This window comes from Streptomyces sp. NPDC057136, from assembly GCF_042670885.1.
Taxonomy (GTDB): domain Bacteria; phylum Actinomycetota; class Actinomycetes; order Streptomycetales; family Streptomycetaceae; genus Streptomyces.
This window is the reverse complement of sequence record NZ_JBHUUV010000014.1, coordinates 36,255-62,185: the sequence shown is the minus strand read 5'-3', so window position 1 is coordinate 62,185 and position 25,931 is coordinate 36,255. Positions and strand designations below refer to the sequence as shown.

Genomic DNA, 25,931 nt, shown 5'->3' with positions numbered 1-25,931 from the left:
GCGTTGTCGTCAATCACCAACGCTCCGCGTTGCCTCAATCCTCCGCCTTGCAGCTGCACGCACCAGACCCCGCTCGCTGATCCGGCCTGATCCAAACGAAAGGCCCTAGGTCACTTCAGGTACGGCTCAAGCGCCTTGCCCCAGGTGGTCGCCACCTTTTTGTACGCCTTCTCGCAGCCCTCGGTCCGCTTCTCGGGAAGCACGTCCGGGCCGACCAGGTCCTGGTATCCGTCGGGGTCGGAGCCGTACACCCAGCAGGCCCACGCGTAGAACTGCGCGCTGTCCACGGCGTGGTCCTCGGCGAAGGCGGTCCGGGTACTGCTCTTCGCGCCCTGGCCGGCCATCACCGCCCAGGCGTCCACGATGCCGGTGACGAACTTCTTGTCGTCGTCCGTGGTGAGGAGCACGGCGGAGAGCTGGTTCACGGCCTCCTCCTCGTCCCCGTCGACCGGCAGGCCGTACATCGCGATCAGTCCGTGGCCCAGCTCGTGCACGAGGACGCCGTGGGTCAGGCCGATGAGGCCGGCGGCGACGGCGTCCTCCTTCTCCTGCGCGTCGGCGCCGGGTGTGGCGCTCTCGGCGACGGACTTTTTGTACGCCGGAGCCATACGCCCGAGGAACTCGTAGCAGTACGTGATCGACCTCGCTGTCGGGTCCCAGTACGCGTCGGTCGTGCCGCAGCTCTTCGCCTCGACGGGCACGTCGTAGGGGAGCGCGACGCGGCTGTTCGCGAACGCGGCGAAACTTTCCAGGGTCTTGTTCTTCCGGAGGAACGCCTCCGTCTCCCGGTCGGCCGCCGTCAGGCCCTCGGTGTACGTCACGACCAGCTCGCCCTTCCCCGACGGGGATGCGGCCGGTGAGGTGGCCCTCGCGCGGGCCGCCGCGGCGGCCGCGGAGGGCTCGGCGCCACTGCCGCCGCCCTGCGCCCCGCCGGACGAGCAGCCCGCCGACGTCAGCCCCAGTACGGCGGCCAGCACGGCCGCCCCGGCCGCCCGCCGTACCGCCCGCGCACCGGCCGGTGCCCCGCTCCACGTGCCGTTCCAGGTCCGTGCCCGGGTTCGCATCGAAACTCAGCCCCTCACCGTCGGCGATCGGTCCCTCCCCGACGGTCCGGGACAAGGTCGGGGAGTGCCACCACTCGCGGGCCGTTCGGGTGAGTGCTCAGCGCCCCAGGAAGACCGGGTTGGTGAGCGCGGCGAGCGGCCCGGGGAGGCCCGGCACCTGGGCCGGGTGCCGGACCTCGGCGCGGACGTAGGCGGCGTACTGCGGCGTCGTGCGCCACTCCACCGTGCCGGTCCCGGAGGCGGGCAGCGGGGCGGTGAACAGCGTGCCCTGATCGGTCACGAGGTGCGCCGTGCAGCCCGGCGCCCCGCCGACCTCCAGCCGCACGGTGACAGGGGCGTCCGCTTCGGCGGGCAGCCGATCGCCGATCCCGGCGTGCAGGCCACGGCCGCCGGAGGCTCCGAAGGCGAGCGTGATGTCGGACGACTCGGCGATGTACGAGCGCCCCGCCCGGATACCGTCCGTGATCGCTTCGCGGGACAGCTCGTCGGCCAGGACGACGGTCTGCGGCAGGCCCACCCGGTCCGGCTCGCGGTGCGCGTCGCTGTTCCCCATGGCGGGAACCCACGGCCTGCCGGAGCGTACGGACGCCACGAGGGCGTTGTCCCACTCGGCGAGGGAGATCTCGTCGTCGGGCGTGTAGGGCCCGTTCCACACCTCCACGGCGTCCGCCTCACCGAAGCCGAACTTCCAGTGGCAGCCGATGCAGGTGGCGTGCGGATGGGCGGGCACGACCAGCCCGCCGGCCCGGCGTACGGCCTTCGCGAAGTGCCCGAACCGGTTGTCGCGGGCCCGGTAGCGCCAGTCGACGAAGGTGCCCGGATCGGTAGCGAGCGCGAGCACGTGCCCGTTGCGGGTGGTGACCTCCTCGCCCGTCAGGATCAGCAGGTCCTCGCCCCACAACCCGTCCCACGCGCTGTGCGCGGAGTGGGTGTTGTGCTCGCTGCTGTTGATGAAGTCGAGCCCGGCGGTCCGCGCGGCGGCGGCGATCTCGGCCGGGGTGCGCCTCCCGTCGGAGTGGACGGAGTGCAGATGGCAGTCGCCGCGGTACCAGGCGCGGCCCCGTCCCTTGGCGCGCTCCGGCGGGTACACGGGCTTCGGCGTGGAGCCGGAGGGCCCGAAGCGGAGGGTGATCGTCACCTCGTAGGGGAGCCCTTCGGGGGCCACGGTGTACGGCCCCAGCGCGATGTGCCAGGTCCCGGCCCGTACGGGGCCCGCGATATAGCCGGGGGTCGCCGCGTCCGCGCGGATGAAGAAGGTGGTGCGGGCCCCGCCGGACCAGCCCCGGAAACCGGCCCCGCCCAGCGCGGTGCCGCGCTCGTCGAAGATGCCGATGTCCAGGGCGTTGCCCTGAGTGCCGGCCGGGACGGGCGTCCTCTCGTACGCGTACGAGACCGCGATCTCCCGGACGCCGTGCGGCACTTCGACGGGCAGGTGGACGAAGTCGGGCGATCCGGTGGGCAGTGTGCCCCGTACGGTGCGGGCCTCCTCCGCGGAGGGCGAGGCGTCGGCGAAGCTCACGGTGCCCAGCGTCAGCGCCGTGGCGGCGGTCCCGACGAGCAGGCCGCGCCTGGCGATCGGGCGGTCGTGAGCGGTGTGCGAACCGGTCATACGAGTGGCTCCCCAGGGTGTCGTCGTGTACGCGAACCCTGGTATTGGCCCGTGAACGCCGCGGAAACGTAAGGGGTGTTGTGGCCAAGGTACGAAGGAGGGCGTGGGGTCGCGGAACAGCCCGGGGCTCGGATTCACGGGCCCGACGGCATACGTTTGAGCCCCACCGGTCGACGACGGAGGTGTCCTCGCATGCGGATCGCCACAACGATCTTCCTCACCGATCAGACGATCACGCCGGTCGCGCTCGCGCGTGAACTGGAACAACGGGGCTTCGCCGGGCTCTATCTGCCCGAGCACACCCACATTCCGGTGAGCCGGGAGACGCCCTATCCGGCGGGCGGCGAGCTGCCCCCCGAGTATGGCCGGACCCTGGACCCCTTTGTCGCGCTCGGCCAGGCGGCGGCGGTGACGGAACGCCTCGCGCTCGGCACCGGCATCACGTTGCTCGCCCAGCACGACCCGATCGGTCTGGCCAAGCAGATCGCCACGCTCGACCATCTCTCCGGTGGCCGCTTCACCCTCGGCGTCGGCTACGGCTGGAACGTGGAGGAGGCCGCCGACCACGGGGTCGACTGGTCGAAGCGGCGGGCGCTCGGCAGTGACCGGCTGGCCCTGATGCGGGCGCTCTGGTCGGACGAACCGACGGCGTACGAGGGTGAGTTCGGCTCGGTTCGGGCGAGCTTCGCGTACCCGAAGCCGGTCCGGAAGCCGCGCGGCCCGGTGACCGGACCGCGCACCCTGATCGGCGGCGCCGCGGGCCCGAAGCTGTTCGCGCAGATCGCGGAGTCCGCGGACGGCTGGCTGCCGATCGGCGGGCGCGGTCTCTCGGAGTCCGTACCGGAGCTGCGCAGGGTCTGGGAGGCGGCGGGCCGGGACCCCCAGCAGCTCCACGTGGTGCCGTACGCGGTCCTCCCGAGCCCGGGGAAGCTGGCGCACTACGCGGATCTGGGCATCGAGGAGGTCGTCCTCCAGCTTCCCCCGGAGCCCGCGCCGGAGGTGCTGCGGGTGCTGGACGCCTACGCGGCGCACCTTTAAGGACCGAGGGACGGGGGGACGGGAAAGGGGCCGGACCCGCACCCGCGGTCCGGCCCCTCTCTGCCTGCTGCTACTTCACGTTGATCGCGTTCCAGGCCGAGGTCACGCCCTGCTGCTCGGCGCTTCCCGCCCCGTACAGGTCGCTCGCGGCCTGCAGCGTTGCCGCACGGGCGCCGGCGTAGTCGGTCGAGGAGGTCATGTACGTGGAGAGGGCCTTGTACCAGATCTTGTACGCCTTGTCCCGGCCGATGCCCGTGACGGTGGAGCCGTCGGCGGTCGGGGAGTCGTACGAGACGCCGTTGACCGTCTTGGCGCCGCTGCCCTCGGACAGCAGGTAGAAGAAGTGGTTGGCCGGACCGGACGAGTAGTGCACGTCCAGCCTGCCGACGTTCCTCGACCAGTAGTCCGCCGACGAGCCGTCCCTGCTCGGCTTGTCCATGTAACGCAGCGGGGTGCCGTTGCCGCGGATGTCGATCTTCTCGCCGATGAGGTAGTCACCGGCGTCGACGGTGTTGTTGGCGTAGAACTCCACCGAGGTGCCGAGGATGTCGCTGGTGGCCTCGTTGAGGCCGCCCGACTCCCGGCTGTACTTCAGCCCGGCGGTGGCCGCCGTGAGGCCGTGGGTCATCTCGTGCGCGGCGACGTCCAGCGAGGTGAGCGGCTTGAGGTTGTTCGCGCCGTCGCCGTACGTCATGCAGAAGCAGCTGTCGGACCAGAACGCGTTGACGTACGCGTTGCCGTAGTGGACGCGCGAGTAGGCGGCCTTGCCGTCGCCAGCGATGCCGTTGCGGCCGAACTCCGTCTTGTAGAAGTCCCAGGTGACGCCGGCGCCGTAGGCGGCGTCGACCGCGGCCGTCTGGCGGTTCGTCGGGGTGCCGCCGCCCCAGACGTCGTCCGCGTCGGTGAAGAGGGTGCCGGTGCCCGACGTGCCGCCGTTCAGGTCGTACGTCTTGTGCCCGCCGCGGCCTCCGTCGGTGAGGCTGTAGGAGGAGCCGCTGAGGGTGGTGCCCAGGGAGACGGAGCCGCTGTACTGGCTCGTGCCCGTCCCGTTGTGGATGCCCTCGTACGAGTAGAGCTTCTTGCCGCTCGTCGCATCGGTGATGACGTGCAGCTCGCGGGGCGTGCCGTCGGCCTGCGTACCGGTGACGACGGTCTCGTACGCGAGGACCGGCTTGCCGTCCGCAGCCCAGACCACCTTGCGCGCACCCGGGGCCGCCGCTACGGCGGCGGTCGTCGTCGCGAGGGATATCTTCTCGGCGTGCGCGCGGGAGACGCCCTTGAGCGAGCCGTCCTTGCGGGTGTGGGCGACCAGGTCGCCACCGAGTACCGGAAGACCGTCGTAGGTCCGCTCGTACCGGGTGTGCACGGTGCCGTCGGCATCCTTGACCACATCGCGGACGGCCAGCTTCTCCTGAGCCCCGAGCCCGATCTTCCGCGCCGTGGCGTCGGCCCCGGCCTGCGCATCCTTGATGGCGGCTGCCCTGGCGGAGGCGCTGAGCGGAAGGGCGGTGGCCCCGGCCTCGCGGTCGGCGGCCGTGGAGTCGGCGCTGGCGGGTGCGCCCTGTACGGCGACAACAGCCATGGCAGCAGAGGCGACAAGTGCCGCGGCACGCAGCGTGGTTCTCACGCGGTCTCTCCTTCACTCGGTTCGTGGGGGGTGCGCCGGTGAGAATGGCACCGAATGAACGTTCGTGACAGAGACCTGACAGACTTTTGACCTTGTCGGCTCGTCCATAGCCGGACAAAGTCCGGTATCCCGTGACCGGGCTAACCCCTCCCGCTGCAACCGGGTGAGCCGAAGTGGCATCCTTCAACACTGGAGATCGAAGCGCGGACCGCCACCACCGACGTGTGCGGCCGCCTGGGAGTTGGGGGAGCCATGAACAGGCCGCTGCGGCACATCGCCATTTTCTGCGGGCTGTTGATGCTTGCCCTGCTGCTGCGCTCGAACTGGCTGCAGTTCGCCCAGCGCGAGGAGCTCGCGAACCACGAGCACAACCGGCGCGTCAAGATCACGCAGTTCGCCACCCCGCGCGGCGACATCATCGTCGGCGGCAATGAGGTGACCGGCTCGAAGGCCGTGTCCGGCGCCGAATTCAAGTACCAGCGCACGTTCAAGGACGGGCCGATGTACGCACCGATCACCGGCTACGCCTCCCAGGCGCAGGGCATGTCCCTCCTGGAGAAGACGTACGACGAGGTGCTCAGCGGCCAGGACGAACGGTTCGCCTTCCGGCACGCCAAGGACATCCTCATGGGCGAGCCGCGGCGCGGCGGCGATGTGATCACGACCATCGACCCGAAGGCGCAGGAGGCCGCGTACAAGGGTCTGACGGACATCGACGCCCGGGGCGCGGTGGTCGCCCTCGACCCGGCCACCGGCAAGGTCCTCGCGCTCGCCTCCACCCCCTCGTACGACCCCGCGGTCTTCGCCGGCAACTCCTTCAAGGAGGGCGACAAGTTCCAGGCGCTCGTGAAGGACAAGGGCAAGCCGCTTGCCAACCGTCCCCTGCGCGAGACCTTCCCGCCCGGCTCCACCTTCAAGATCCTCACGGCCGCCGCCGCCCTGGAGCACGGCGTCGTCAGCGACGTCGACGCGAAGACCGACGCGGTCTCGCCGTACCCCCTCCCGCTCTCCACGAACAAGATCAGCAGCGAGGCGGGCGACGCGGCCTGCAACAAGGCGTCCCTGAAGACGGCCATGCAGTTCTCCTGCAACAACGTCTTCCTCGACATGGCGGCCAAGCTGGGCGACGACAAGATGCGGGAGACGGCGGAGAAGTTCGGCTTCAACTCCGACGTGTACTCGGAGGACTTCGGCGACATGCTCGCCACGAAGAGCCTCTATCCGGAGGAACTGGACAGGCCGGGCACCGCGCTGACCGGTATGGGACAGGGCTCCCTCACGAGCACCCCGATGCAGATGGCGATGATCACGGCGGCCATGGCAAACAACGGCAAGTTGATGCAGCCGTACATCGTCGACGAACTCAAGGGCCCCGATCTCTCCTCGCTGGAGCAGAACGAGCCGCAGCTCATGAGCCAGGCGGTCTCCGAGGAGACCGCGAAGAAGGTCCAGGAGATGATGGAGTTCACCGCCAAGGAGGGCAGCGCCCAGAAGGCCCTGATCGACGGCGTGACGGTCGGCGGCAAGACCGGCACCGCGCAGCGGGGCGTGGACGTGCGCAAGGAAGTCCCGTACGGCTGGTTCGTCTCGTACGGCAAGAAGCCCGACGGGCAGTCGGTCGCGGTCGCGGTATTCATCGACCCGACGGCGATGGACATCTCCCGCGAGGACATCTCCGGTGGTGGGCTGGGTGCCCCGATCGCGAAGAACGTGATGAAGGCGGTGCTGGGGGAGTAGGCCCCCCGGCCTACTCCCCCAGCGAGGGCCCAGGGCCTCCCTCGTATGGCGCCGACGAGGTCTTCCTCGTCGGCACCGCCCTAGGACCTCTCGTCCGGGTCAGGCCAGGCCAGGCCTGACCCGGACGACAGGCTCCAGGCCTTCCCCGTCGGTGCCCCCTAGGTCTCCCTTGTCCAGCGCTGCGACGACTCCCCGGCGCACGTCGACGTCACCAGGAAACTGGTCGTGCCCAGGTCGAGGCAGCCGCCGTTGTAGTCGCTCAGGAGGCTGCCGCCTGAACCGGTACGCCAGATCCGGCCGGCCTCCTGGGCGCAGTCGCCCACGAAGACGGCCTGGCCGAGCATGTTGGCGTACAGGCACTGGCCGGTCTGCTGGTTGACGAGCTTGAAGCCGCCGCCGGACTGGCTCCGCACGGTCCACCGGGCGGTCGAGTCCGAGCAGGAACCGAGATCCGAGCCGCCGTACGTCTGGGTGATGCAGCCGCCGTTGTCGCCGTTGCGGTAGCGGTAGGTGCCGGAGGAGGGGGGAGGGGCGGCCGAGGACGGCCCGGAGCCGCCCGCGCCGGACGCGGCGGCCCCGCCGGAATCGGCGGCGCCCGAGTCGCCGGAGTCGTCGTTCCCGTCCGTGTCGTCGGCGCCGGTCCCGGTGCCGACGCCGGCCGCGGCCTGGGAGCCGTCTGCTCCGCCTGCCCTGCCCTGCTCCTTGCCTCCGTCGCCATCGGCGTCGTTCTCGTCGGCCTTGTCCTTGTCCCCGGCCTTGTCCTTGCCCGGCGACTTCGCCGGTGACGCCGTGCCCGACGGGCTCCCGCCCGATGCCGCTGCGGGGTCGGCCGGTGCCGAGACCGAGGCCGAAGGGCCGGCCTTCTCGGTGGCCTCCGGCGAGGAGATGTACGGCAGGAGCTGGAGGGCGAGGGTCGTGCCGCCCACGGTGACGACGACGGGGACGACGGCGAGGAAGGCGCGCTTACGGCGGCGGCGCGCGGGGCGTTCGGCGCGTTCAGGCTCCGGCTTCGGCTCCGGCTTCCGCTCCGGGTCGGCGCCCTCCTCCGGCTCCGGGTTTCCGCCGGTGAGCGGGATGGTCGGTGTGTCGATCTTCTGTGTGCTCGCGGCGAAGGCGGCCCGCTCGGCCAGGCGCTCCGTGATGGCAGTGGGCCACAGCGGCCCGGTGAACGGCCCTTGCCGCGCCACGCGTTCGAGGATCTCGACGGCGGTCGGACGGCCGTCCGGGTCCTTGTCCAGGCAGGCCGCGACGAGCTCTGCGAGGTCCGCGTCCAGCTCCCGCAACGGCTCCAGGTCGGGCTGTTCGTGGACGATGCGGTAGAGCACGCCGTGGCCCGATTCGTCGCCGAAGGGCGGCCGGCCGCACGCGGCGTATGTGAGCGCCGAGGCGAGAGCGAACACATCGGTGGCGCCGCTCAACCCACGGGAGCCCGAGGCCTGTTCGGGAGCCATATAGGGGGGCGTACCCACGACCATGCCGGTTCTGGTCAACTGGCTCTGCTCGGCGGCCCGGGCGACGCCGAAGTCGATGAGGGTGAGCCCGTCGAGGGTCAGCATGACGTTGGACGGCTTGATGTCCCGGTGCACCATGCCCAGTGCGTGCACCGACGCCAGGGCGGCCGCCGTCTCCCACAGCAGCAGCCAGAGCGCAGGGGCGGGCAGAGAGCCGCCGTGCAGCTCGACGGCCTGGCTCAGGGTGAGCCCGGGAACGTACGCGGTGGCGAACCACGGAGGCATCGCGGTGCGGTCGCTGGCGAGCAGCGGCGCGGTGGCCTCCTCGGGCAGCCGGGACAGGTTGTCCAGCTCGTGGCCGAACCGGCGCAGGAAGTCGGGGTCCTCGCCGACGACGGAGGAGAGCAGCTGTTTGACGGCCACGTAACGGCCCTCGTGTACGCCGAGGTACACCCGGCCCATGCCACCGGCCCCGAGCCGCCCCGCAAGCGGAATAGATCCGATCCGGAGCGGGTCCTCCGCCTCCAGGGGCTCGGCCCCGCTTCCCTCCAGCTCGAACACGTCAACCCCGTTAGAATTGGAATCAGTTTCTAGAAACCTACTCTAGAGCTGGTAAGGATCTCCATGAGCCCAAAACAACAACGCGGCGCGGTGACCGCCGACTTGCTCCTCGACGCCGCGCTGCGTCTCTACGGCGCCGAGGGCGAGCGGGGTATCACGGTCGGCGCGGTCACCAAGGCCAGCGGGGTCAGCCTGGGCAGCCTGTACCACCACTTCGGCAGCATCGACGGCCTCGCGGCCGAGCTGATGCACCGCTGGCTGAGCCGGTTGCTGGGCGAGCTGGCGATGGCCCTCCAGGACGCCCGCACCACGCGTGCCGCTGTCCACGCCCTCGTACGGACCTACCTGGCCTTCGTCCAGGAACACCGGGATGCCGCCCTGCTCCTGCACTCCGCCACGGCCGACCGTTACGGCATGGCCAAGGGCAAGGAGCTCCGCGATGCCCAGGAGGCCCGGCTTTCGCCGTTCGCCGAGTGGCTCCGGCCCCGCGTCGAATCCGGCGAACTCGCCCCGCTGCCCCTTGCGTTGATCGAGTCCCTGGTCCTCGGCCCGGTCGTCGCCGTCGCCCGCCGCTGGCTCTCGGGCATCGACGACGTCGACCTCGACGAGGCGGCCCGCATTCTGCCGGACCGGATCTGGCGGTCACTGGCCCCGTGACCGGTGCCGCGTAGGAGGCCCTACGAACGGGCGGGCTGGTTGGCGATCAGCAAGGTGGTGCCAGCCGGCCGGAAGCCCAGGCGGGCATAGATGCGGGCGACCGCGTCCTCGGCGTAGGCGAGGAAGACGGTGTGCACGCCGTGGTCGTGTGCGTGGGCGGCCAGGGCCGCCATGACGGCCGCGCCCAGTCCCTGGCGGCGGGCCGTGGGAAGGGTCCCGATGCCGCCGATCTCGGTGATGCCGTCCGACGGGTGGTAGTGGCCCACGGCGAGCGGTGTGCCGTCGGGTGCGAGGGCGGCCACGAGGACCTTGCGGCCGGCGCGGAGGGTCGGACGAACGGTCGCGAGCGTGCCGTCACCCGTCAACTTCTCCGCCACCACAGCCAGTTCCGCGCGCCCCGTGCTCCCCACCGCCGTCCCCACGTCGGCGAAGGCCAGGCGGGGGAGGGCGAGGGCGGCGGGCAGGGCCGGGTCATCGGCGTCCAGGACGCGCAGCGTGACACCGTCCGGCAGGGGTGGCGGCAGCAGCGGGTGGTGCGGGTCGATGACCATCAACGGGCGTTCCAGCACGGGCAGGCCCGCCGCCTCGACCAGACCGCGCATCGCGGGTGCCACCTCGTCCAGCCACTCGAACGCCTCCGGCACACCGAGCTCCCGCTGCCGGGCCCGTACGAGGGCGATGTCGGCGCCCGTGACGGCGGCGGCGCCGGCGGGGGTGGGCTGGGCATGGCTCGGGCCGCCGTAATACGGGGCACCCGCCGCCCTCCGTACGAACAACCGCAACGGCCCGTACGCCTCGGCCTCGGCGAACACCAGGGGCACGGTGGCGTAGTAGTGCTCTATACGGGCGCGAAGCGACGGCTCTGTCATGTGCCGCATCCCATCACGACGCGGCGCGACACCCGATCGGGGCCGGTGCAGGCCGTTCCGAAAACCTCCCGGAATCACCTGGCCGCGCGCGGACCGGAACGGCCCCGTGACGGCCACCGAGGGCCGGATGACGGGGCCCCGGCCGACACGCCTACTCCCCGGCCTCCACCCTCCGCGACAACCCGGCAGGCGACTGCGAGCACCCTTCGCCTACCCCCTCTGACCTGGGTTTTCATGCACCTACGGCATATCGTGTACCCCTGAGAAAGGGGCAGTTGATGGACCGGAACATACGCAGTGTGGACGACGTGCTGAGACTCCTGGACGGCCTGTTCGCACCGGAGGCCGACCGCTGGACGGCGGGCGGGGCGTCGTGGTGGGACGGGTTCTACGCGGACCGGTCGAAGGCGGTGCCGTTCTTCGTGGCGAAGCCGGACGAGAACCTGGTCTCGTACGCCGACCGTGGCCTGATCACCCCGGGCCGCGCCCTCGACCTGGGCTGCGGCCCCGGCCGCAACGCCCTCCACCTGGATGCCCTGGGCTTCGAGGTGGACGCGGTCGACCTGTCCCCGGCGGCCATCGCCTGGGCCGAGGAGCGGGCGAGCGAGGCGGGGGCCGACGTCCGGTTCCACTGCGGCGACGCGTTCGCGCTGACGGCCGCGGAGCTGGGCGGACCGTACGACCTGGTCTACGACTCGGGCTGCTTCCACCACCTGCCGCCCCACCGCCGCATCAGCTACCTCGCCCTCCTGGACCGCGTCCTCGCCCCCGGCGGCCACCTCGCCCTCACGTGCTTCGCGTCGGGAGGCATGGGCTCGGAACTCCCCGACGAGGACTTCTACCGTGAGGCGGGCCTCAAGGGAGGGCTCGCGTACACGGCGGAGTCGTTGCGCTGGATCTTCTCCGACCTGACGGAGGTCGAACTACGCCGCATGAACGACGAGCCGTCCGAGTCCTCACTGTTCGGCGAAGCGTTCCTGTGGACGGGCCTGTTCCGTCGGGGGTAGCTGCGGACTCACTGCCTCCCCGTGCACCATGGAGACCGGAACGAGGAGAACGGTCATGGACCACTCGCAATGGAGGACCCGCCGGACCAGGAAGCTCCTGGGCGAACCGGTCGAGGAGTCGCGGGTAGTGCGGGGTGTCGCTGTGGCGATGAGAGCGTTTTCGCGGGGACGGGAGAAGTGGGGGCGTCTTGCCCCTGCCGTCGTTGCGCCAGCAGTGGCGTGTCCCCATCGGTGGGGGGTGCCCGGTCACTCGGACGAGGGTTCCGTCCTCCCTCGAACGCCGGACGGGCTGAATGCGGGCCCTACACCGACCTGAGCGCCCGTGCCGGGGCCGGAGTCTTGTCCGTGGCGGGTTTGCCCAGCAGCGACGGGAGTTCTGTCAGGGTCGTGATGTGCCAGTCCGCCGTCTCCGTCACGTCCGGGTGCTCCGCCCACCAGTGGCCGTACGGGCCGCGGCGGATGTGGGCCGTGCGCAGGCCCGCGGACCTGGCCGGGAACAGGTCGTTGGCCGGGTGGTCGCCCACGTACAGCGTGGCCCGGGGGTCGGCTTCCGCCGCGTCCAGTACGCGCTCGAAGAAGCCCGGGTCCGGTTTGGCGACGCCCCACTCCTCCGAGGTGACGACCAGGTCCGCCGGCAGGTCCAGGGCGCGCAGCAGTTCGCCCGCGCGTGCGGTCCGGTTGCCCGCGATCACGACCCGCAGGCCCAGCGCGCGCAGTTCGGCGAGTGCGGGGCGGACGTCGGGGTAGAGGTCCGACTCGCCCAGGTGCTCGCCCCGGCCGGCCGCCGAGCGGGCGAGCGCGGCCTCGGCGACGTCCATGCCGGGGCGCAGCAGCCGCAGTGCGTCGTCGCCGTCGCCGCCCTGGACGACCGCGGCGCCGACCACGGCGCTGAGTGTGTGCGGCGGAATGCCCAGCCAGTTGGCCCAGGACGCCCAGTACCGGTCGTCGCGGATGAGTGTTTCGCCGATGCCGAACACGATCGTTTCCATCACCATGCGAGCCTACGGGGCAAGCGGGGCATAACGGTCCAGGCGCCAGGGGTGCGGGGGAGGTCCGACCCGCCGGAGTGCTGGTTCGGGGCGGGTGCCTCGCTCGTATGCTCGGGTCATGACCGATCCTCAGCGCGGACGCCCGACCACCAACGCCATGCGGCGCGCCCTCAAGCGTGCCCGGGACGGCGTGGCCCTCGATGTGACCGAGGCCGCCGTGCTGCTCCAGGCGCGCGGCGACGATCTGACGGACCTCGCCGGGTCCGCAGCCCGGGTGCGGGACGCCGGGCTCGACGCGGCGGGCCGGCCGGGCGTCATCACGTACTCCCGCAAGGTCTTCATCCCGTTGACGCGGCTGTGCCGGGACATGTGCCACTACTGCACGTTCGTGACCGTGCCGGGGAAGCTGCGGCGCGAGGGGCACGGGATGTTCCTGTCGCCCGACGAGGTCCTCGACATCGCCCGCAAGGGTGCCGAAATGGGCTGCAAGGAAGCGCTGTTCACGCTCGGCGACCGGCCCGAGGACCGCTGGCCCGAGGCGCGCGAGTGGCTGGAGGCCGAGGGGTACGACGACACGCTCGCGTACGTACGGGCGATGGCGATCCGGGTCCTGGAGGAGACAGGTCTCCTTCCGCACCTCAATCCGGGCGTGCTGACCTGGACCGACCTCCAGCGTCTCAAGCCCGTTGCCCCGTCCATGGGCATGATGCTGGAGACGACGGCGACCCGCCTGTGGTCCGAGCCCGGCGGCCCGCACCACGGCTCCCCGGACAAGGAGCCCGCCGTACGGCTGCGGGTGCTGGAGGACGCGGGCCGCTCCAACGTCCCGTTCACCACCGGCATCCTGATCGGGATCGGCGAGTCGTACGAGGAGCGCGCCGACTCCCTCTTCGAACTGCGCAAGACGGCCCGCGCCTACCACGGCATCCAGGAAGTCATCGTGCAGAACTTCCGCGCGAAGCCGGACACGGCGATGCGCGGTATGCCGGACGCCGAGCTGGAGGAGCTGGCCGCGGCGATCGCCGTCGCCCGCCACATCCTCGGCCCGTCCGCCCGCATTCAGGCCCCGCCGAACCTCGTCGACGCCGAGTACGCCCTCCTCATCGGCGCCGGGATCGACGACTGGGGCGGCGTCTCGCCGCTCACCCCCGACCATGTGAACCCCGAGCGCCCCTGGCCGCACATCGACGAACTGGCTGCGAAGACAGCGGAGTCGGGCTTCCATCTCCGTGAACGTCTCACCATCTACCCGGAGTTCATCCAGCGCGGCGAGCCGTGGCTCGACCCCCGGCTCCTCCCGCACGTGCGGGCCCTCGCCGACCCGGAGACGGGACTCGCGAAAGAGGGGACGATCCCGGCCGGTCTGCCCTGGCAGGAGCCCGACGAGGGCTTCAACGCCTCCGGCCGCACCGACCTGCACCGCACCATCGACACCGAGGGCCGTACCGGCGACCGGCGCGACGACTTCGACGAGGTGTACGGGGACTGGGAAGCCCTCCGCGAGGCGGCGGCCCCCGGCATGGTGCCCTCCCGCATCGACGGCGATGTGCGCGAGGCCCTGAGCCAGGCCGCCGGCGACCCGACGAAGCTCACCGACGACCAGGCGCTCGCCCTGCTGCACGCGGACGGCCAGGCGCTGGACGAGCTGTGCCGGATCGCGGACGCGCTGCGCCGGGACGTGGTCGGTGACGACATCACGTACATCGTCACGCGGAACATCAACTTCACCAACGTCTGCTACACCGGCTGCCGGTTCTGTGCCTTCGCCCAGCGGCGTACGGACGCCGACGCGTACACCCTCTCGCTGGACCAGGTCGCCGACCGTGCCGCGCAGGCGTGGGACGTCGGCGCGGTCGAGGTCTGCATGCAGGGTGGCATCCACCCCGACCTGCCGGGCACGGCCTACTTCGACATCGCGCGGGCCGTGAAGGAACGCGTCCCCGGCATGCATGTGCACGCCTTCTCACCGATGGAGGTCGTCAACGGGGCCACCCGCACCGGCCTGTCCATCCGCGACTGGCTGACCGCAGCGAAGGAAGCCGGCCTGGACTCGATTCCCGGTACCGCCGCCGAGATCCTCGACGACGAGGTCCGCTGGGTCCTCACCAAGGGCAAGCTGCCGACGGCCACCTGGCTGGAGGTCATCAGGACCGCGCACGAGGTGGGCCTGCGCTCCTCCTCGACCATGATGTACGGGCATGTCGACCAGCCCCGCCACTGGCTCGGCCACCTGCGGACGCTGGCCGGCCTCCAGCAGGAGACGGGCGGTTTCACGGAGTTCGTGACGCTCCCGTTCATCCACACCAACGCCCCGGTCTACCTGGCGGGCATCGCCCGCCCCGGCCCGACCGACCGCGACAACCGTGCGGTCACCGCGATGGCCCGGCTCCTCCTGCACCCGCACATCACCAACATCCAGACCAGCTGGGTGAAGCTCGGCACGGAGGGCGCGGCGGAGATGCTGCGCTCGGGCGCCAACGATGTGGGCGGCACCCTGATGGAGGAGACCATCTCCCGGATGGCCGGATCGAGTTACGGCTCGTACCGGTCCGTCCAGGACCTCGTCGCCATCGCCGACCTCGCGGGCCGCCCGGCGAAGCCGCGTACGACGCTGTACGGGGAGGTCCCGGCCGAGCGCATCACGGCGGCCGCCGCCTCGGACGGGCACCTGCCGGAGCTGCTGCCGGTGCTGCCGAGCTGATCCGGGCCGAGCGTTCGACCTCGGACGATCTCCGACCCTGTCACATTCTGCCGAGCTGATCCGTCAAGGAGGTACAGGCATCAGCAACGGACACAGGAGCCCTTCATGAACGCTCGTCTGAACGTCTTCGCCAACCCGGTCGCCACCACCCTCATGAAGCACTTCAACATGGCGGGGAAGGCAGTCACGGATTCGGGGCTGCCGTCCACGACACAGGAGCTGGTGAAGATCCGCGCCAGCCAGATCAACGGCTGCGGCTTCTGCACCGACATGCACACCAAGGACGCCGCGCACCACGGGGAGACCTCGACGCGCCTCAACCTGGTCGCGGCCTGGCGGGAGGCCAACGTCTTCACCGACGCCGAGCGCGCCGCACTGGAGCTCACGGAACAGGGAACGCGCATCGCCGATGCGGCCGGTGGTGTCTCGGACGAGGTGTGGGCGAACGCCGCCAAGCACTACGACGAGGACCAGCTCGTCGCTCTGGTGTCCCTCATCGCCGTCATCAACGCCTATAACCGGCTGAATGTCATCATTCAGCAGCCCGCGGGCGACTACAAGGTGGGCCAGTTCGGATAATCGGCCGGAACGGATACCGGGAAGTGCCCGGCCGGGAACGCGGATACCGTCCCGGCCGAGCACGGCACCCACCCCGGAATGCCGAGCACGGCACCCACCCCGGAAAACCGTGAGGAATGCCGTTCAAAAGTGCTCTCGCGAGCTACTCCGTACATACCGTTCCGCTCCTGATCCGGTCCTTCCGGTTCGATTACAGTGCTTGCGCAGTCGCACGCCGGTATTCGGAGGGAAGGGGCACGGTGAGCACAGGGACCACAGCTGTCTGGGGCCGTGTCGAACAGCAGGACTTCCGCAGCCGGGTACGCGGCGCCCTGTTGGGCGGCGCCATCGGTGACGCGCTCGGCGCGGGCGTCACGGGGCTCACGCTGGAAGAGATCCGCGAGGCCCACGGCGCCGAAGCGGTCACCGACTTCGCACCCGCGCACGGCAGACGCGGCGCCGTCACCGCCGTCACGCAGCTCACCCTGTTCACCGTCGACGGACTGATTCGCGCCCAGGTCCGCCGCGACACCGGTGCCTGGCACCCGCCCACCGACGTGCACCGTGCCCATCTGCGCTGGGCCGCGACCCAGCGCGACTGGGGCCCCGACGAACGCCGCACGGAAGACGGCTGGCTCGCCCGCGAGGAGTGGCTGTACACCCGCCGCGCCCCCGCCCGCGAATGCCTCACCGGCTTCGGCGACAGCGTGATGGGCACGCTCGACCAGCCGAAGAACCCCACCGCACGGGACTCGGCCGCTCTCACCCGCTCCGCACCCTTCGGACTCCTGGTCGGCTGGGAGCCGCAGCTCGTCCTCCAGCTGGCCGTCGAGTGCGCCGCCCAGACCCATGGCCACGCGACCGCCCAGCTCGCCGCCGGAGCCCTCGCCGTCATGGTGCACGGGCTGGCCCGCGGCGAGACGCTGGACGGCTCCGTGCAGCACGCCCTGGCTCTGCTCGCCGGGCGCCCGGGCCAGGAACCGGTCACCGAAGCCCTCAAGCAGGCCCTCGGCTCCGTACGCCAGGGCATCCCGGGTCCGGCCCTCATCGAGGCACTCGGAGCCACGGACTCCGCCGAGGAGGTCCTCGCCGTGGCCCTGTACTGCGCCCTGGTCGGCGAGGACGTCCGGCACGGACTGCGCCTCGCCGTGAACCACGGAGGCCCTTCCGCCTCCACCGGGGCGGTCTGCGGGGCCCTGCTCGGCGCGCTGCACGGCGAGACGGCCCTGCCGCCCGCCTGGCTCGCAGAACTGGAGGGCCGGTCCACCCTCCTCGAACTGGCCGACGACTTCGCGATGGAGATGACGCAGGGCCCCGCCCTGCACAGCCCGACCGCCGTCGCCGCCGGCTGGCTCGCCCGCTACCCGCGGGGATGAGAGCGTGCATGAGCACGGGCATGAGAGAGGGGGTGGCGGCCCCCCGGCCCGCCACCCCCGCCCTGCCATCCCCGCCCGGCCGTACGAAGGTCAGTCCTTCACGCCCTCACGGACCGCCGCGTCCCCGGGTCCGGCCTGTGCGGGAATCCCCGCACCATCGGCCGCGCCTCCGTCGCCGTCCGTGTTGATCTGCTCGATGATCGCGTCGCGCTCCGGGGTGTCCTCCGGCTTGATGAAGCCGATGGCGATGTAGAGCACCAGCGAGATCGCCAGCGGCAGCGCCACCTGGTACTGGAGCGCCACATCCGTCTTGACCGAACCGTCGAAGTTGTAGTTGGTGAAGAAGAACGCGAGCAGTCCCGCCGCCCAGCTGGTGAGCGCCGCCGTCGGCCCCGACTTCCGGAACCTTCGCAGCAGGCCCAGCATGAACGGGATCGCGATCGGGCCCATCAGACCGGCCACCCACTTGATGACGACCGAGATGATGTCCTTGAACGTGGGCGAGTTGATCTGCGTCGCCAGCGCCATCGACAGGACGAGGAAGGCGAGTGTGGAGAGCCGCGCCGCCAGCAGACCGCTGCGGTTGCTCCAGGTGCGCGCCGCCTTGGAGAAGACCGGTGCGATGTCGCGGGTGAAGACCGCCGCGATGGCGTTGGCGTCCGAGGAGCACATGGCCATCGTGTGCGAGAAGAACCCGACGACCACCAGGCCCAGCAGACCGTGCGGCAGCAGCTGTTCGGTCATCAGGGCGTACGAGTCCGAGGCGTCCGGCTTCTTCGCGTCGACGAGCAGCGGGGCGACCCACATCGGGAAGAAGAGGACGACCGGCCAGATCAGCCACAGGATCGCGGAGAGCCGGGCCGAACGGGTCGCGGATCGCGCGGAGTCCGTGGCCATGTAGCGCTGGGCCTGGTTCCACATGCCGCCGTTGTACTCGAACGTCTTGATGAACAGGTACGCCAGCAGGAACGTCACCGTGTACGGACCGGCCGTCGGGTCCGTGTGGCCCTCGGGCAGCTTGTCCCAGACCGTCCACAGCGAGCTGAAGCCGCCCAGTTCGCGCAGGACGATGACCAGCATCGCGATCCCGGCGAAGAGCTGGATGACGAACTGGCCCAGTTCGGTGAGCGCATCGGCCCACAGTCCGCCGACCGTGCAGTAGACGGCCGTGATGGCGCCGGTGATGAAGATGCCCTGGGTGAGGGTGATGCCGGTGAAGACGGAGAGCAGCGTCGCGATGGCCGCCCACTTGGCACCGACGTCCACGATCTTCAGGAGCAGCCCGGACCAGGCCAGCGCCTGCTGGGTCTGGATGTTGTAGCGGTTCTTGAGATATTCGAGCGGGGACGCGACGTGCAGCCGCGAGCGCAGCCGGTTGAGCCGGGGTGCGAAGAGTTTGGCGCCGATACCGATACCGATGGCGATCGGCAGTGACCAGGTCACGAAGGACGTGACGCCGTACTGGTACGCGATGCCGGCGTAACCGGTGAACATCACCGCGCTGTAGCCCGACATGTGGTGCGAGATGCCCGACAGCCACCACGGCATCTTGCCGCCGGCGGTGAAGAAGTCGCTGACATTGTCCACGCGCTTGTGCGACCAGAGTCCGATCGCGACCATCACACCGAAGTAGCCGATGAGCACGGCCCAGTCGAGACTGTTCATGTGCCCCCTCCAGGGGTCCGCCTTGTGAACGGGTACGCACTTCGTCAGTACGGCCGTTCAGCGGTGACCCCGTGCGGGAGCGGGGACTTCGGGGATTGAACCGCCTGTCCGGGTCCCCGGTCAAGGTATGCCCACGATCAGGGATATGAACGTGAATCAGTAAGCCGAACGATTTTGCTTGTTCTTGACCTTGTGGGGCGTTGTCGCGAACGTGACGGCGGCCACACGATGGGCGGGCACTTCGTCAGGCTGTGCAGAGACCGGAAGCCCGTCTTGGGTGAGCAGGTACGACGAGGCCGCACGGGATGCGGGTCCCGTGCGGCCGGTCAAGGAGGAGAACTGTCCCTGCTGTCAGCGCATCAGTTCTCCGGCGTTGACCAGAAGCGACTGCCCGGTGATCGCCCGGGCCCGGTCGGAGGCCAGGAACACCACGGCCTCCGCCACGTCCCCGTCGGTGGCCGGCTCCGGCAGCGCCATCCGTGCGGTGAGCCCGGCCAGCACCTCCTCCTCGGGTACGCCGTCGGTGTGCGCGGCGAACTTCACGTACGCCTGCACCGGCGGCCCCCACATCCAGCCGGGCAGCACCGTGTTCACCCGGATCCGGTGCGGCCCCAGCTCCTGTGCCAGTGAGTACATCGCGGAGGTCAGCGCGCCCTTCGAGGCTGCGTACGCCGCCTGCCGCACCTGCGTCGGGGCCGCCACCGAGGACTGTGTACCGATGATGACCACCGAACCGCCGCGCTCCTTCAGCGCGGGCAGACAGGCCCTCGTCATCCGCAGCGTCCCGAGCAGATTGACGTCGAGCACCGACTGCCAGGCGGTGAAGTCGGCATCCTCCAGACCGCCGAAGTGGGTGTCCAGGGCGGCCACATGGACCACCGCGTCGATCCCCCCGAACCGTGCGAGCGCGAGCGCGGCGAGCGCCTCGCACTGGGCCTCGTCGGTGATGTCGGTCGGCAGGAGGGCCGTGTGCAGGCCCTCGGGGTCGATCCCGGTGGCCGTCCTGGCGAGGTTCGCCTCCGTACGCGCCCCGAGGACCGCACGGCCCCCGTCCCGTACGACGGCCGCCGCGACCTGATGCCCGAGACCGGCACCGACACCCGACACGATGACGGTCTTCCCCGCGAGCAACATCGGCGCCTCCCGGCCCTGGCAGTTCTTCTGACGGAGCGTCAGAGTAGGACGCCGTGGCGAAGCACGGAAGGGGAACGGCATGAGCGAAGAGACACGGAGCGACCTGTACGCGGAGCTGGCGGCGGTGGGACCGTACGGAGTCCACCCCGGGCACGCGCTGATCACGATGGTTGAGCCTCACCCTGGTCATGAGCATGCCTACCATCGATGGTATGAAGACGATCACTACTACGCGGGCGCGATGGCGATGCCCTGGATGTTCGCCGGCCGCCGCTGGGTCGCCACCCGCGAGCTCCAGGCGCTCCGCTACCCGGAGAAGTCCGCGGTGGCCCAGCCGGTCGGCGCCGGGTGCTATCTGTCCACGTACTGGGTGACGGACGGGCGTTACGACGACCACATGAAGTGGACCGTCGGGATCAACAAGCGGCTCAACCGGGACGGCCGGGTCTACCAGGACCGCACCCACGTCTTCACGGCATTCCAGGACCACGAGGCGACGGTCTACCGCGACGGGGCCGCGGGCCCGCGGGACTTCCACGCGCTCGACCATCCGTACGCGGGGCTCGTGCTCCAGGTCGTCGACGCCGACGGGCCGGAGCAGCGCGCGGAGCTGCTGGAATGGCTGCGCTCCCGGCATCTGCCGAAGCGGCTCGCCGGATCACCGGCGGCGATGGTCACGGTCTTCCGGCCCACCCCGTTGCCCGGGGACCGGATGACCTATGTGAAGCAGGTCGAGGGAGTGGACACCCGGCTGACCCTGCTGTGGTTTCTCCAGGAGGACCCGCGTGCCTGCTGGGCGAAGCACTTCACGGGGCTCGACGGGGCGGTCGCCGCATCGGGCCTGGGGCGGGTCGAACTGGTGGCGCCGTTCATCCCTACCGTGCCCGGGACGGACCGGTACGTCGATCAGTTGCGCTGACCGTGCGCTGGCCCTGTGACGCTCTTCAGGCGCTTCGACCACCGGTCGGCTCGGGTTGAGCCCCCTCGGCCAGGACGGCGGACCAGTCGAGAGGGCTCCAGTCGTTGATGCGCCTGTGTTCTAAGGGCAGCACCGGTTAGGCGTCGACGGTGCCCGTTGCGACATCCCGCACGAACGTATTCCACGCACCGGACACGAAGGTGAGCGAGGGACCCTCGGGGGCCTTCGAGTCACGCACGGCAATGGCCTGCGCAAGCGGGGACTTGACCTCGACGCACGCGCCGTTGCCGCCCGAGTACGAGGACTTCGTCCACATGTCCGTAGCGCCCTGAAGAATAGCCATTTTCACTCCGGTTCAGAGAGTTGTGCGAGCGGAACAAACCGCGTTCCTGTTGGCGTGATCGACGCTACTAGCCAACTTCCCCGCGTGACGGGGCCATTCACTCGACCGGATGGCATATCCCCTGTGAGTCTTCCGTCGAGAGGTGGCGGCGGTGTACTCTGCCGCCACCTCTCACCTGACATCACTGTATTACTCACAAAACAGACGTCACGGGGTGACTGGAATCAGCTGGTGTAACCCTTGGCGATGCCGCTGATGAACTCCCGGGTCTGTTCCACATTCAGCGCCTGTGCCCGCAAGTGCTCGTACATGACGCTGTATCGCTGCACATCATTGGCTTTCTCCAGGTAGAGGTCGCTGGTGACGCCCTCGATGTAGACCACGCTGGAGTCCGCGGCATCCGGGAATTCCAGAATGGCGTACTGCCCGTTGATGCCGGGATGCGCTCCCATGCTGAACGGCAGCACCTGCACGGTCACATGGGGCAGATTCGACTGCTCGACGAGGTGCTCCAGCTGGTCGGTCATCACCTGCTTGCTGCCGACCATCCGGTGCAGCGCGGATTCGTCGATGACGGCCCAGAGGCGCAGTGGATGCTCCGGTGCGTTGATCCGGTCCTGGCGGCGCGCCCGGACGCTGACCCGCTTCTCGATGTCGGTGGCGGCGGATTCCGGCAGCGCGCCGTTGATCAGCGCCTCGGCATACTGCCGGGTCTGCAGCAGGCCCGGTACGACCTGGGGCTCGTACACCCGCAAGGACTCCGCATCGGTCTCCAGACCGATGTAGACGCTGTACGGGATGTCGCCGAAGGCATGCCACCAGCCCTGCTGGCGGGAGTCCTTGGCCATCTGCATGAGCGAGTCGACGATGCGGTGGTCCTCGACCTCGTACACCCCGCAGAGGTCGCGGACGTCACGCTGGCTGATGGAGCGGCGGCCGTTCTCCAGGCGGCTGATCTTCGACTGCGAGACCAGCAGGCGCTCCGCCACCTCCTCGGCCGTCATGCCCTTGATCTCGCGCAGGCGGCGCAGTTCCTGGCCCAACCGGCGTCGCCTGACGGTGGGATTGACGTTGGACGGCACGGAAAGTGCACCTCCGGCTATGTAGCTGTGCGTATCTACTGCTCAGCAGATTGCCACCCATGACCATGGGCGCGCTGGGAAATGGCCACACGCAGGCGCGCGGGGCAGCCGGTGGACCCGGCTGCCCCGCGCGTGGTGCGGCTCCCGAACCGGGTCTTTGGGGACGTCGGTGCGGCGGTATTCGGTTCTCCGCGCGGTCGTCTGCGCGGTCAGTGGACGGAGGTGTGCGCCATGCTGCCGCGGCGCGCTTGCGCCCCGGGCTGCAACGGCACGCCTGCCGCCTGCTGATTACGGCGTGGCTGTACGGCCACCCCGTTCTGGACGTCCATCACGGCATGCGCCACGAGTCCGCCCATGGGGTCGTGTCTGATCAGGTCCCGGAGCCGGGAGCGCGATGAGCGCCCCTCGTTTCCGGGGTACAGGTGCTTGCCGAGTCCGACCGCGTGGGCCAGTGCGGCGAGCGCCGCGGTCCGCGGGTCCGGCGGTACGCCGGTGCGGATCGCACTGTCCAGCCGGTTTCTGATGTCCCGGCTGATTGCCGTGTCCGTCGCCTGGTAGCGAGTCGTCGGCAGCACTCCGCACATCTGGCCCGATACGGCATGCACCATGCCGCACCGCTCCAGATGAGCGAGGTAGATCTGGCGCAGCCCCAGTCGGGGCCCGCCAATCCAGTGGACGGCCCGAACCGGGCTGCCGCGACGGCGCAGCAGTTCCAGTGCGGAGTCCAGAGTCGGATCTCCTGTCGGCCGTGGCATCACCACGGCGATACGATCCCCGTCAGGGGCTATCCGTCCTGCCAGAGCCAGCTCTACTAGCTGTGCCCCGGCGAGGCCGAGGTCGAGCGACTGCGGCTGCGCTGTGGTACCCGTGGTCGGGTCCAGAGCGAGCAACAGAAGCTCCTCCGGAATTGTTCTGCGGCTCCTGCCCATCCATGCCTCCCCGCGTGGATGAGTGACAGGGTGACCCCTCTCACATTGGTCTGTCGAGAGCGCCTGGGTGCTTTGTTCGGGAACCAGTAGGTATGTCGTTCTCGTCTAGCAGCCCGGCCAGGGGTTCACACAGGACACTGGTAGATGGTTCGGACAGCGCGGGGTTGCTCCCGCAGCGCATGGAGGAGGCATCGGTGGCGGGCGAGTCCCCCGACAAATCGGAGCAGCGGAAGTCGTCGGGGACGGCTGCGGAGGAACGTGATCCGCGGCTTGCCGTGTTCCGAGAACCGGCCGCTTCGACGGACGACGCGACGGCGGTCTTTCGTACGCTGACCCCCAAGGAGGCGGCGGACGACGTCGCGGAGAGCACTGCGGAGGATTCCGCGGGTTCGGGAGACGCCGTGGGCGGCCCTGAGGACGGCTCCACGCCTTCCGGTGGGGCCGGGGAGCCTTCCGGCGCCGACGGGGCCGCTGAGGCTGCTGAGGCCGCTGAGGCTGCGGTGACGGCTGAGGCGGACGCCGATGCGGAGCCGGACGCGGAATCGGACACGGAATCGGACGCGGATGCCGGCTCGGAGCCGGGTGACGCGAGGTTGCGTGCGGCGGTCGCGGCGTGGGTCGCGAGCGGCGACGACGACGGCGCGGCTTCCGGCGACGGTGACGGTGACGGTGAGGCGCACGAGGAGCCGGCGGAGCCGGCCGCGTCTGCGGATGCCGTCGAGCCGACGGATTCGGCCACGTCTGCCGGGACGGCGGAGGCGGCTGAGCCGGCCGAGGTCGCAGAGGCCGACAAGCCGTCCGAGCCTGCGGCTGCCGACCCTGCCGACTCCTCGGAGCCTGCCGACGACGCCGAGCCCGCAGAGTCCACCGAGTCGCCGAAGTCTGCCGAGCCGACCGAGTCGGCCAAGTCCACCGACGCCGACAAGCCCGCCGATCTTGCCGATCCCGCCGATCCCGTGGGGGATCAGCGCGGAATCGATCAGCCCACTGCTGTCTTCAAGGCGGTCGAGCCCGCCCGGGTCGACCAGCCGACGACCGCGTTGAAGATCCCCGCGCCGAAGCCGAAGCCGAAGCCGGAGACGCCGAAGCCGGAGACGCCCGCGGAGCGGACCAGCAAGTTCGTGCCGTTGCGCTCCGACGACGTGCGGCCGGTTTCCGCGCCCGCCATCGGGCCCACGGTCACCCCGGACGTCACGCCGGGCCGGGGCGACGGTCCCGGACGGCCCGCGGCCCCCAGCTGGGCGGCCTCACTCGTGTCCGCCGAGGCTCCCGCCCCGGCGCTCAGCGGGGCCGAGCGGACCCGGCAGCAGCCGTTGCCGCCCAGGCCGCCGCTCGACCTGCTCGCCGAGCTGACGAACACTCCTCCGCCGGAGGAGACCCCGGTCCGCAACGCAGTCCGCCGGGTCAAGATCTGGACCCCGCTACTCCTGCTCGTGGTGGTCATCTTTGCGATCGCGCAGATGGTGCGCCCGCTGCCGACCCCCGAACTCAGGCTGACGGCGGAGCCGACGTACACCTTCCAGGGCGACCCGCTGGGCCTCTCCTGGCCAGGCCAGGGGCAGTCCGCCGTGACCGTGGACGGCGTCGGCTCGCTCGGCTCCGAAGGGGCGCAGAAGCCCGCGCCGATCGCCAGCGTCGCGAAGGTCATGACGGCGTACGTGATCCTGCGCGAGCACCCGCTCAAGGGTGACGAGCCGGGCGAGATGATCACGGTGGACCAGCGCGCGGAGGACGAGTCCAAACTGACGGACGAGTCGACGGCCCCACTGAAGAAGGGCCAGAAGCTCAGCCAGCGCGACCTGCTCCAGCTGCTGATGATCCCGTCGGGCAACAATGCCGCCCGGCTGTTCGCACGCTGGGACTCCCCGACCGACGGGGAGTTCGTCGACAAGATGAACGACGCGGCCAAGGATCTCGGGATGACCGGGACCACGTACACGGACCCCAGCGGGCTGGAGAAGACCACGGTCTCCACCGCGGCCGACCAGCTGAAGCTGGCCCAGGCGGTCATGCAGAACGAGGTGTTCCGCGAGATCGTGGACATGCCCGAGGTCCAGATCGAAGGCGTCGACACCAAGATCTACAACAACAACACGCTCCTGCTGGAGCCCGGTGTGAGCGGCATCAAGACGGGTTCCTCCACCCCTGCGGGCGGATGCCTGCTCTGGTCCGCGAACACGGTCGTGGACGGCAAGACGCACCGGATCTACGGGGTCGTCATGGGCCAGCAGGCAGGCACGGGCCGGCTCTACGACAGCCTCACGCTGTCGCTGACCAACGGCCTCAAGCTGATCCAGGACTCCCAGAAGGCCGTCACCTCGGCCACCGTCGTGAAGAAGGGTGACGTCGTCGGATACGTGGACGACGGCTTCGGCCGCAGCACGCCCGTCGTCGCCACCAAGAATCTGAAGGCCGTCGGCTGGTCGGGACTGAAGGTCGAACTGTCCGTCACGGACAGCGGCAAGGAGATCTCCCACACCGCGCCTGCCGGTACGGAGGTCGGCATGGTGACCGTCGGCACCGGTGCCGGAAAGGTCAGTGCACCCGTCGCGCTCCAGGGCGATCTGACGGAGCCGGCCTTCGGCGACAAGCTGACGCGCATCAGCTGACGCGCA

At 70.1% G+C, this 25,931-nt stretch carries 20 protein-coding genes; 9 read left to right on the top strand and 11 right to left on the bottom strand.

From position 1 onward, the window contains the following. Window positions 1-110: 110 nt before the first annotated feature. Together ACFT7S_RS18745 and ACFT7S_RS18740 are read right to left on the bottom strand one after the other, a co-directional pair. Window positions 111-1,064 (bottom strand): DUF4344 domain-containing metallopeptidase, encoded by a 954-nt coding sequence (locus ACFT7S_RS18745; protein ID WP_382732985.1) that lies wholly within the window; start codon window positions 1,062-1,064, stop codon window positions 111-113. A gap of 97 nt (window positions 1,065-1,161) precedes the next feature. Then, the gene (locus ACFT7S_RS18740) at window positions 1,162-2,673 is read right to left on the bottom strand and encodes a CehA/McbA family metallohydrolase (RefSeq protein WP_382732983.1); all 1,512 of its coding nucleotides are present in this window, start codon (window positions 2,671-2,673) and stop codon (window positions 1,162-1,164) included. Between the two features lie 192 nt (window positions 2,674-2,865). Between ACFT7S_RS18740 and ACFT7S_RS18735 the strand changes: the two genes are divergently transcribed. Beyond that, entirely contained in the window at window positions 2,866-3,711 is an 846-nt protein-coding gene (locus ACFT7S_RS18735; protein ID WP_382732981.1) for an LLM class F420-dependent oxidoreductase, read from the top strand. A 70-nt stretch (window positions 3,712-3,781) separates the two neighbouring features. Here ACFT7S_RS18735 and ACFT7S_RS18730 read toward each other — a convergent pair whose 3' ends face one another. After that, a complete protein-coding gene (locus tag ACFT7S_RS18730) occupies window positions 3,782-5,293 on the bottom strand; it encodes a M4 family metallopeptidase (protein ID WP_382733231.1) in 1,512 nt (503 codons plus the stop codon). A gap of 297 nt (window positions 5,294-5,590) precedes the next feature. Between ACFT7S_RS18730 and ACFT7S_RS18725 the strand changes: the two genes are divergently transcribed. Beyond that, on the top strand, window positions 5,591-7,075 hold the full coding sequence (locus tag ACFT7S_RS18725) for a peptidoglycan D,D-transpeptidase FtsI family protein (protein ID WP_382732978.1): 1,485 nt from the start codon (window positions 5,591-5,593) through the stop codon (window positions 7,073-7,075). Window positions 7,076-7,233: 158 nt separating this feature from the next. Here ACFT7S_RS18725 and ACFT7S_RS18720 read toward each other — a convergent pair whose 3' ends face one another. Beyond that, window positions 7,234-9,087 carry a protein kinase gene (locus ACFT7S_RS18720; protein ID WP_382732976.1) on the bottom strand — a complete coding sequence of 618 codons (1,854 nt, stop codon included), beginning with the start codon at window positions 9,085-9,087 and terminating at the stop codon, window positions 7,234-7,236. Window positions 9,088-9,150: 63 nt separating this feature from the next. On the opposite strand from ACFT7S_RS18720, the gene ACFT7S_RS18715 reads away from it, so the two are divergent. Continuing rightward, window positions 9,151-9,744: a TetR/AcrR family transcriptional regulator gene (locus ACFT7S_RS18715; RefSeq protein ID WP_382732973.1), complete on the top strand. Its 594-nt coding sequence runs from the start codon at window positions 9,151-9,153 to the stop codon at window positions 9,742-9,744. A gap of 20 nt (window positions 9,745-9,764) precedes the next feature. Here the strand turns inward: ACFT7S_RS18715 and ACFT7S_RS18710 are convergent, their stop codons facing one another. Beyond that, entirely contained in the window at window positions 9,765-10,613 is an 849-nt protein-coding gene (locus ACFT7S_RS18710; RefSeq protein ID WP_382732971.1) for a GNAT family N-acetyltransferase, read from the bottom strand. A 278-nt stretch (window positions 10,614-10,891) separates the two neighbouring features. Here ACFT7S_RS18710 and ACFT7S_RS18705 point away from each other — a divergent pair, with 278 nt between their 5' ends. Next, a complete protein-coding gene (locus tag ACFT7S_RS18705) occupies window positions 10,892-11,620 on the top strand; it encodes a class I SAM-dependent methyltransferase (protein ID WP_382732968.1) in 729 nt (242 codons plus the stop codon). A 302-nt stretch (window positions 11,621-11,922) separates the two neighbouring features. On the opposite strand, the gene ACFT7S_RS18700 is transcribed toward ACFT7S_RS18705, so the two are convergent. After that, a complete protein-coding gene (locus ACFT7S_RS18700) occupies window positions 11,923-12,609 on the bottom strand; it encodes an HAD family hydrolase (RefSeq protein ID WP_382732965.1) in 687 nt (228 codons plus the stop codon). A gap of 118 nt (window positions 12,610-12,727) precedes the next feature. On the opposite strand from ACFT7S_RS18700, the gene ACFT7S_RS18695 reads away from it, so the two are divergent. The 3 genes from ACFT7S_RS18695 (at window position 12,728) to ACFT7S_RS18685 (ending at window position 17,244) form a co-directional block, all read left to right on the top strand. After that, window positions 12,728-15,310, top strand: a complete 2,583-nt coding sequence (locus ACFT7S_RS18695) for a bifunctional FO biosynthesis protein CofGH (protein WP_382732962.1) — start codon at window positions 12,728-12,730, stop codon at window positions 15,308-15,310. 105 nt (window positions 15,311-15,415) lie between these two features. After that, window positions 15,416-15,889 carry a carboxymuconolactone decarboxylase family protein gene (locus tag ACFT7S_RS18690; protein WP_382732959.1) on the top strand — a complete coding sequence of 158 codons (474 nt, stop codon included), beginning with the start codon at window positions 15,416-15,418 and terminating at the stop codon, window positions 15,887-15,889. Window positions 15,890-16,128: 239 nt separating this feature from the next. Continuing rightward, window positions 16,129-17,244 (top strand): ADP-ribosylglycohydrolase family protein, encoded by a 1,116-nt coding sequence (locus ACFT7S_RS18685; RefSeq protein WP_382732957.1) that lies wholly within the window; start codon window positions 16,129-16,131, stop codon window positions 17,242-17,244. A 90-nt stretch (window positions 17,245-17,334) separates the two neighbouring features. Here ACFT7S_RS18685 and ACFT7S_RS18680 read toward each other — a convergent pair whose 3' ends face one another. Both ACFT7S_RS18680 and ACFT7S_RS18675 read right to left on the bottom strand, forming a co-directional pair. Continuing rightward, window positions 17,335-18,909, bottom strand: coding sequence for a sodium:solute symporter family protein (locus ACFT7S_RS18680; RefSeq protein WP_382732954.1), 1,575 nt, complete (start codon window positions 18,907-18,909; stop codon window positions 17,335-17,337). 351 nt (window positions 18,910-19,260) lie between these two features. Next, window positions 19,261-20,043: an SDR family oxidoreductase gene (locus ACFT7S_RS18675; protein WP_382732951.1), complete on the bottom strand. Its 783-nt coding sequence runs from the start codon at window positions 20,041-20,043 to the stop codon at window positions 19,261-19,263. 79 nt (window positions 20,044-20,122) lie between these two features. Between ACFT7S_RS18675 and ACFT7S_RS18670 the strand changes: the two genes are divergently transcribed. Beyond that, the gene (locus ACFT7S_RS18670) at window positions 20,123-20,962 is read left to right on the top strand and encodes a hypothetical protein (protein ID WP_382732949.1); all 840 of its coding nucleotides are present in this window, start codon (window positions 20,123-20,125) and stop codon (window positions 20,960-20,962) included. A 136-nt stretch (window positions 20,963-21,098) separates the two neighbouring features. Here ACFT7S_RS18670 and ACFT7S_RS18665 read toward each other — a convergent pair whose 3' ends face one another. The 3 genes from ACFT7S_RS18665 to ACFT7S_RS18655 all read right to left on the bottom strand — a co-directional run bounded on the left by ACFT7S_RS18665 (window position 21,099) and on the right by ACFT7S_RS18655 (window position 23,316). Further along, entirely contained in the window at window positions 21,099-21,305 is a 207-nt protein-coding gene (locus ACFT7S_RS18665) for a DUF397 domain-containing protein (RefSeq protein WP_382732946.1), read from the bottom strand. A 224-nt stretch (window positions 21,306-21,529) separates the two neighbouring features. Further along, window positions 21,530-22,387: a helix-turn-helix domain-containing protein gene (locus ACFT7S_RS18660; protein ID WP_382732943.1), complete on the bottom strand. Its 858-nt coding sequence runs from the start codon at window positions 22,385-22,387 to the stop codon at window positions 21,530-21,532. Window positions 22,388-22,596: 209 nt separating this feature from the next. Then, entirely contained in the window at window positions 22,597-23,316 is a 720-nt protein-coding gene (locus tag ACFT7S_RS18655) for a GPP34 family phosphoprotein (RefSeq protein WP_382732941.1), read from the bottom strand. A 194-nt stretch (window positions 23,317-23,510) separates the two neighbouring features. On the opposite strand from ACFT7S_RS18655, the gene ACFT7S_RS18650 reads away from it, so the two are divergent. After that, window positions 23,511-25,925: a serine hydrolase gene (locus ACFT7S_RS18650; protein ID WP_382732938.1), complete on the top strand. Its 2,415-nt coding sequence runs from the start codon at window positions 23,511-23,513 to the stop codon at window positions 25,923-25,925. Window positions 25,926-25,931 lie beyond the last annotated feature (6 nt).

What these genes read in the sequence shown, in the direction of transcription:
- ACFT7S_RS18745 (WP_382732985.1), bottom strand. Translation starts at nt 1,064, where the DNA reads ATGCGAACCCGGGCACGGACCTGGAACGGCACGTGGAGCGGGGCACCG.
- ACFT7S_RS18740 (WP_382732983.1), bottom strand. Translation starts at nt 2,673, where the DNA reads ATGACCGGTTCGCACACCGCTCACGACCGCCCGATCGCCAGGCGCGGC.
- ACFT7S_RS18735 (WP_382732981.1), top strand. Translation starts at nt 2,866, where the DNA reads ATGCGGATCGCCACAACGATCTTCCTCACCGATCAGACGATCACGCCG.
- ACFT7S_RS18730 (WP_382733231.1), bottom strand. Translation starts at nt 5,293, where the DNA reads ATGGCTGTTGTCGCCGTACAGGGCGCACCCGCCAGCGCCGACTCCACG.
- ACFT7S_RS18725 (WP_382732978.1), top strand. Translation starts at nt 5,591, where the DNA reads ATGAACAGGCCGCTGCGGCACATCGCCATTTTCTGCGGGCTGTTGATG.
- ACFT7S_RS18715 (WP_382732973.1), top strand. Translation starts at nt 9,151, where the DNA reads ATGAGCCCAAAACAACAACGCGGCGCGGTGACCGCCGACTTGCTCCTC.
- ACFT7S_RS18710 (WP_382732971.1), bottom strand. Translation starts at nt 10,613, where the DNA reads ATGACAGAGCCGTCGCTTCGCGCCCGTATAGAGCACTACTACGCCACC.
- ACFT7S_RS18705 (WP_382732968.1), top strand. Translation starts at nt 10,892, where the DNA reads ATGGACCGGAACATACGCAGTGTGGACGACGTGCTGAGACTCCTGGAC.
- ACFT7S_RS18700 (WP_382732965.1), bottom strand. Translation starts at nt 12,609, where the DNA reads ATGGAAACGATCGTGTTCGGCATCGGCGAAACACTCATCCGCGACGAC.
- ACFT7S_RS18695 (WP_382732962.1), top strand. Translation starts at nt 12,728, where the DNA reads ATGACCGATCCTCAGCGCGGACGCCCGACCACCAACGCCATGCGGCGC.
- ACFT7S_RS18690 (WP_382732959.1), top strand. Translation starts at nt 15,416, where the DNA reads ATGAACGCTCGTCTGAACGTCTTCGCCAACCCGGTCGCCACCACCCTC.
- ACFT7S_RS18680 (WP_382732954.1), bottom strand. Translation starts at nt 18,909, where the DNA reads ATGAACAGTCTCGACTGGGCCGTGCTCATCGGCTACTTCGGTGTGATG.
- ACFT7S_RS18675 (WP_382732951.1), bottom strand. Translation starts at nt 20,043, where the DNA reads ATGTTGCTCGCGGGGAAGACCGTCATCGTGTCGGGTGTCGGTGCCGGT.
- ACFT7S_RS18670 (WP_382732949.1), top strand. Translation starts at nt 20,123, where the DNA reads ATGAGCGAAGAGACACGGAGCGACCTGTACGCGGAGCTGGCGGCGGTG.
- ACFT7S_RS18665 (WP_382732946.1), bottom strand. Translation starts at nt 21,305, where the DNA reads ATGGCTATTCTTCAGGGCGCTACGGACATGTGGACGAAGTCCTCGTAC.
- ACFT7S_RS18655 (WP_382732941.1), bottom strand. Translation starts at nt 23,316, where the DNA reads ATGGGCAGGAGCCGCAGAACAATTCCGGAGGAGCTTCTGTTGCTCGCT.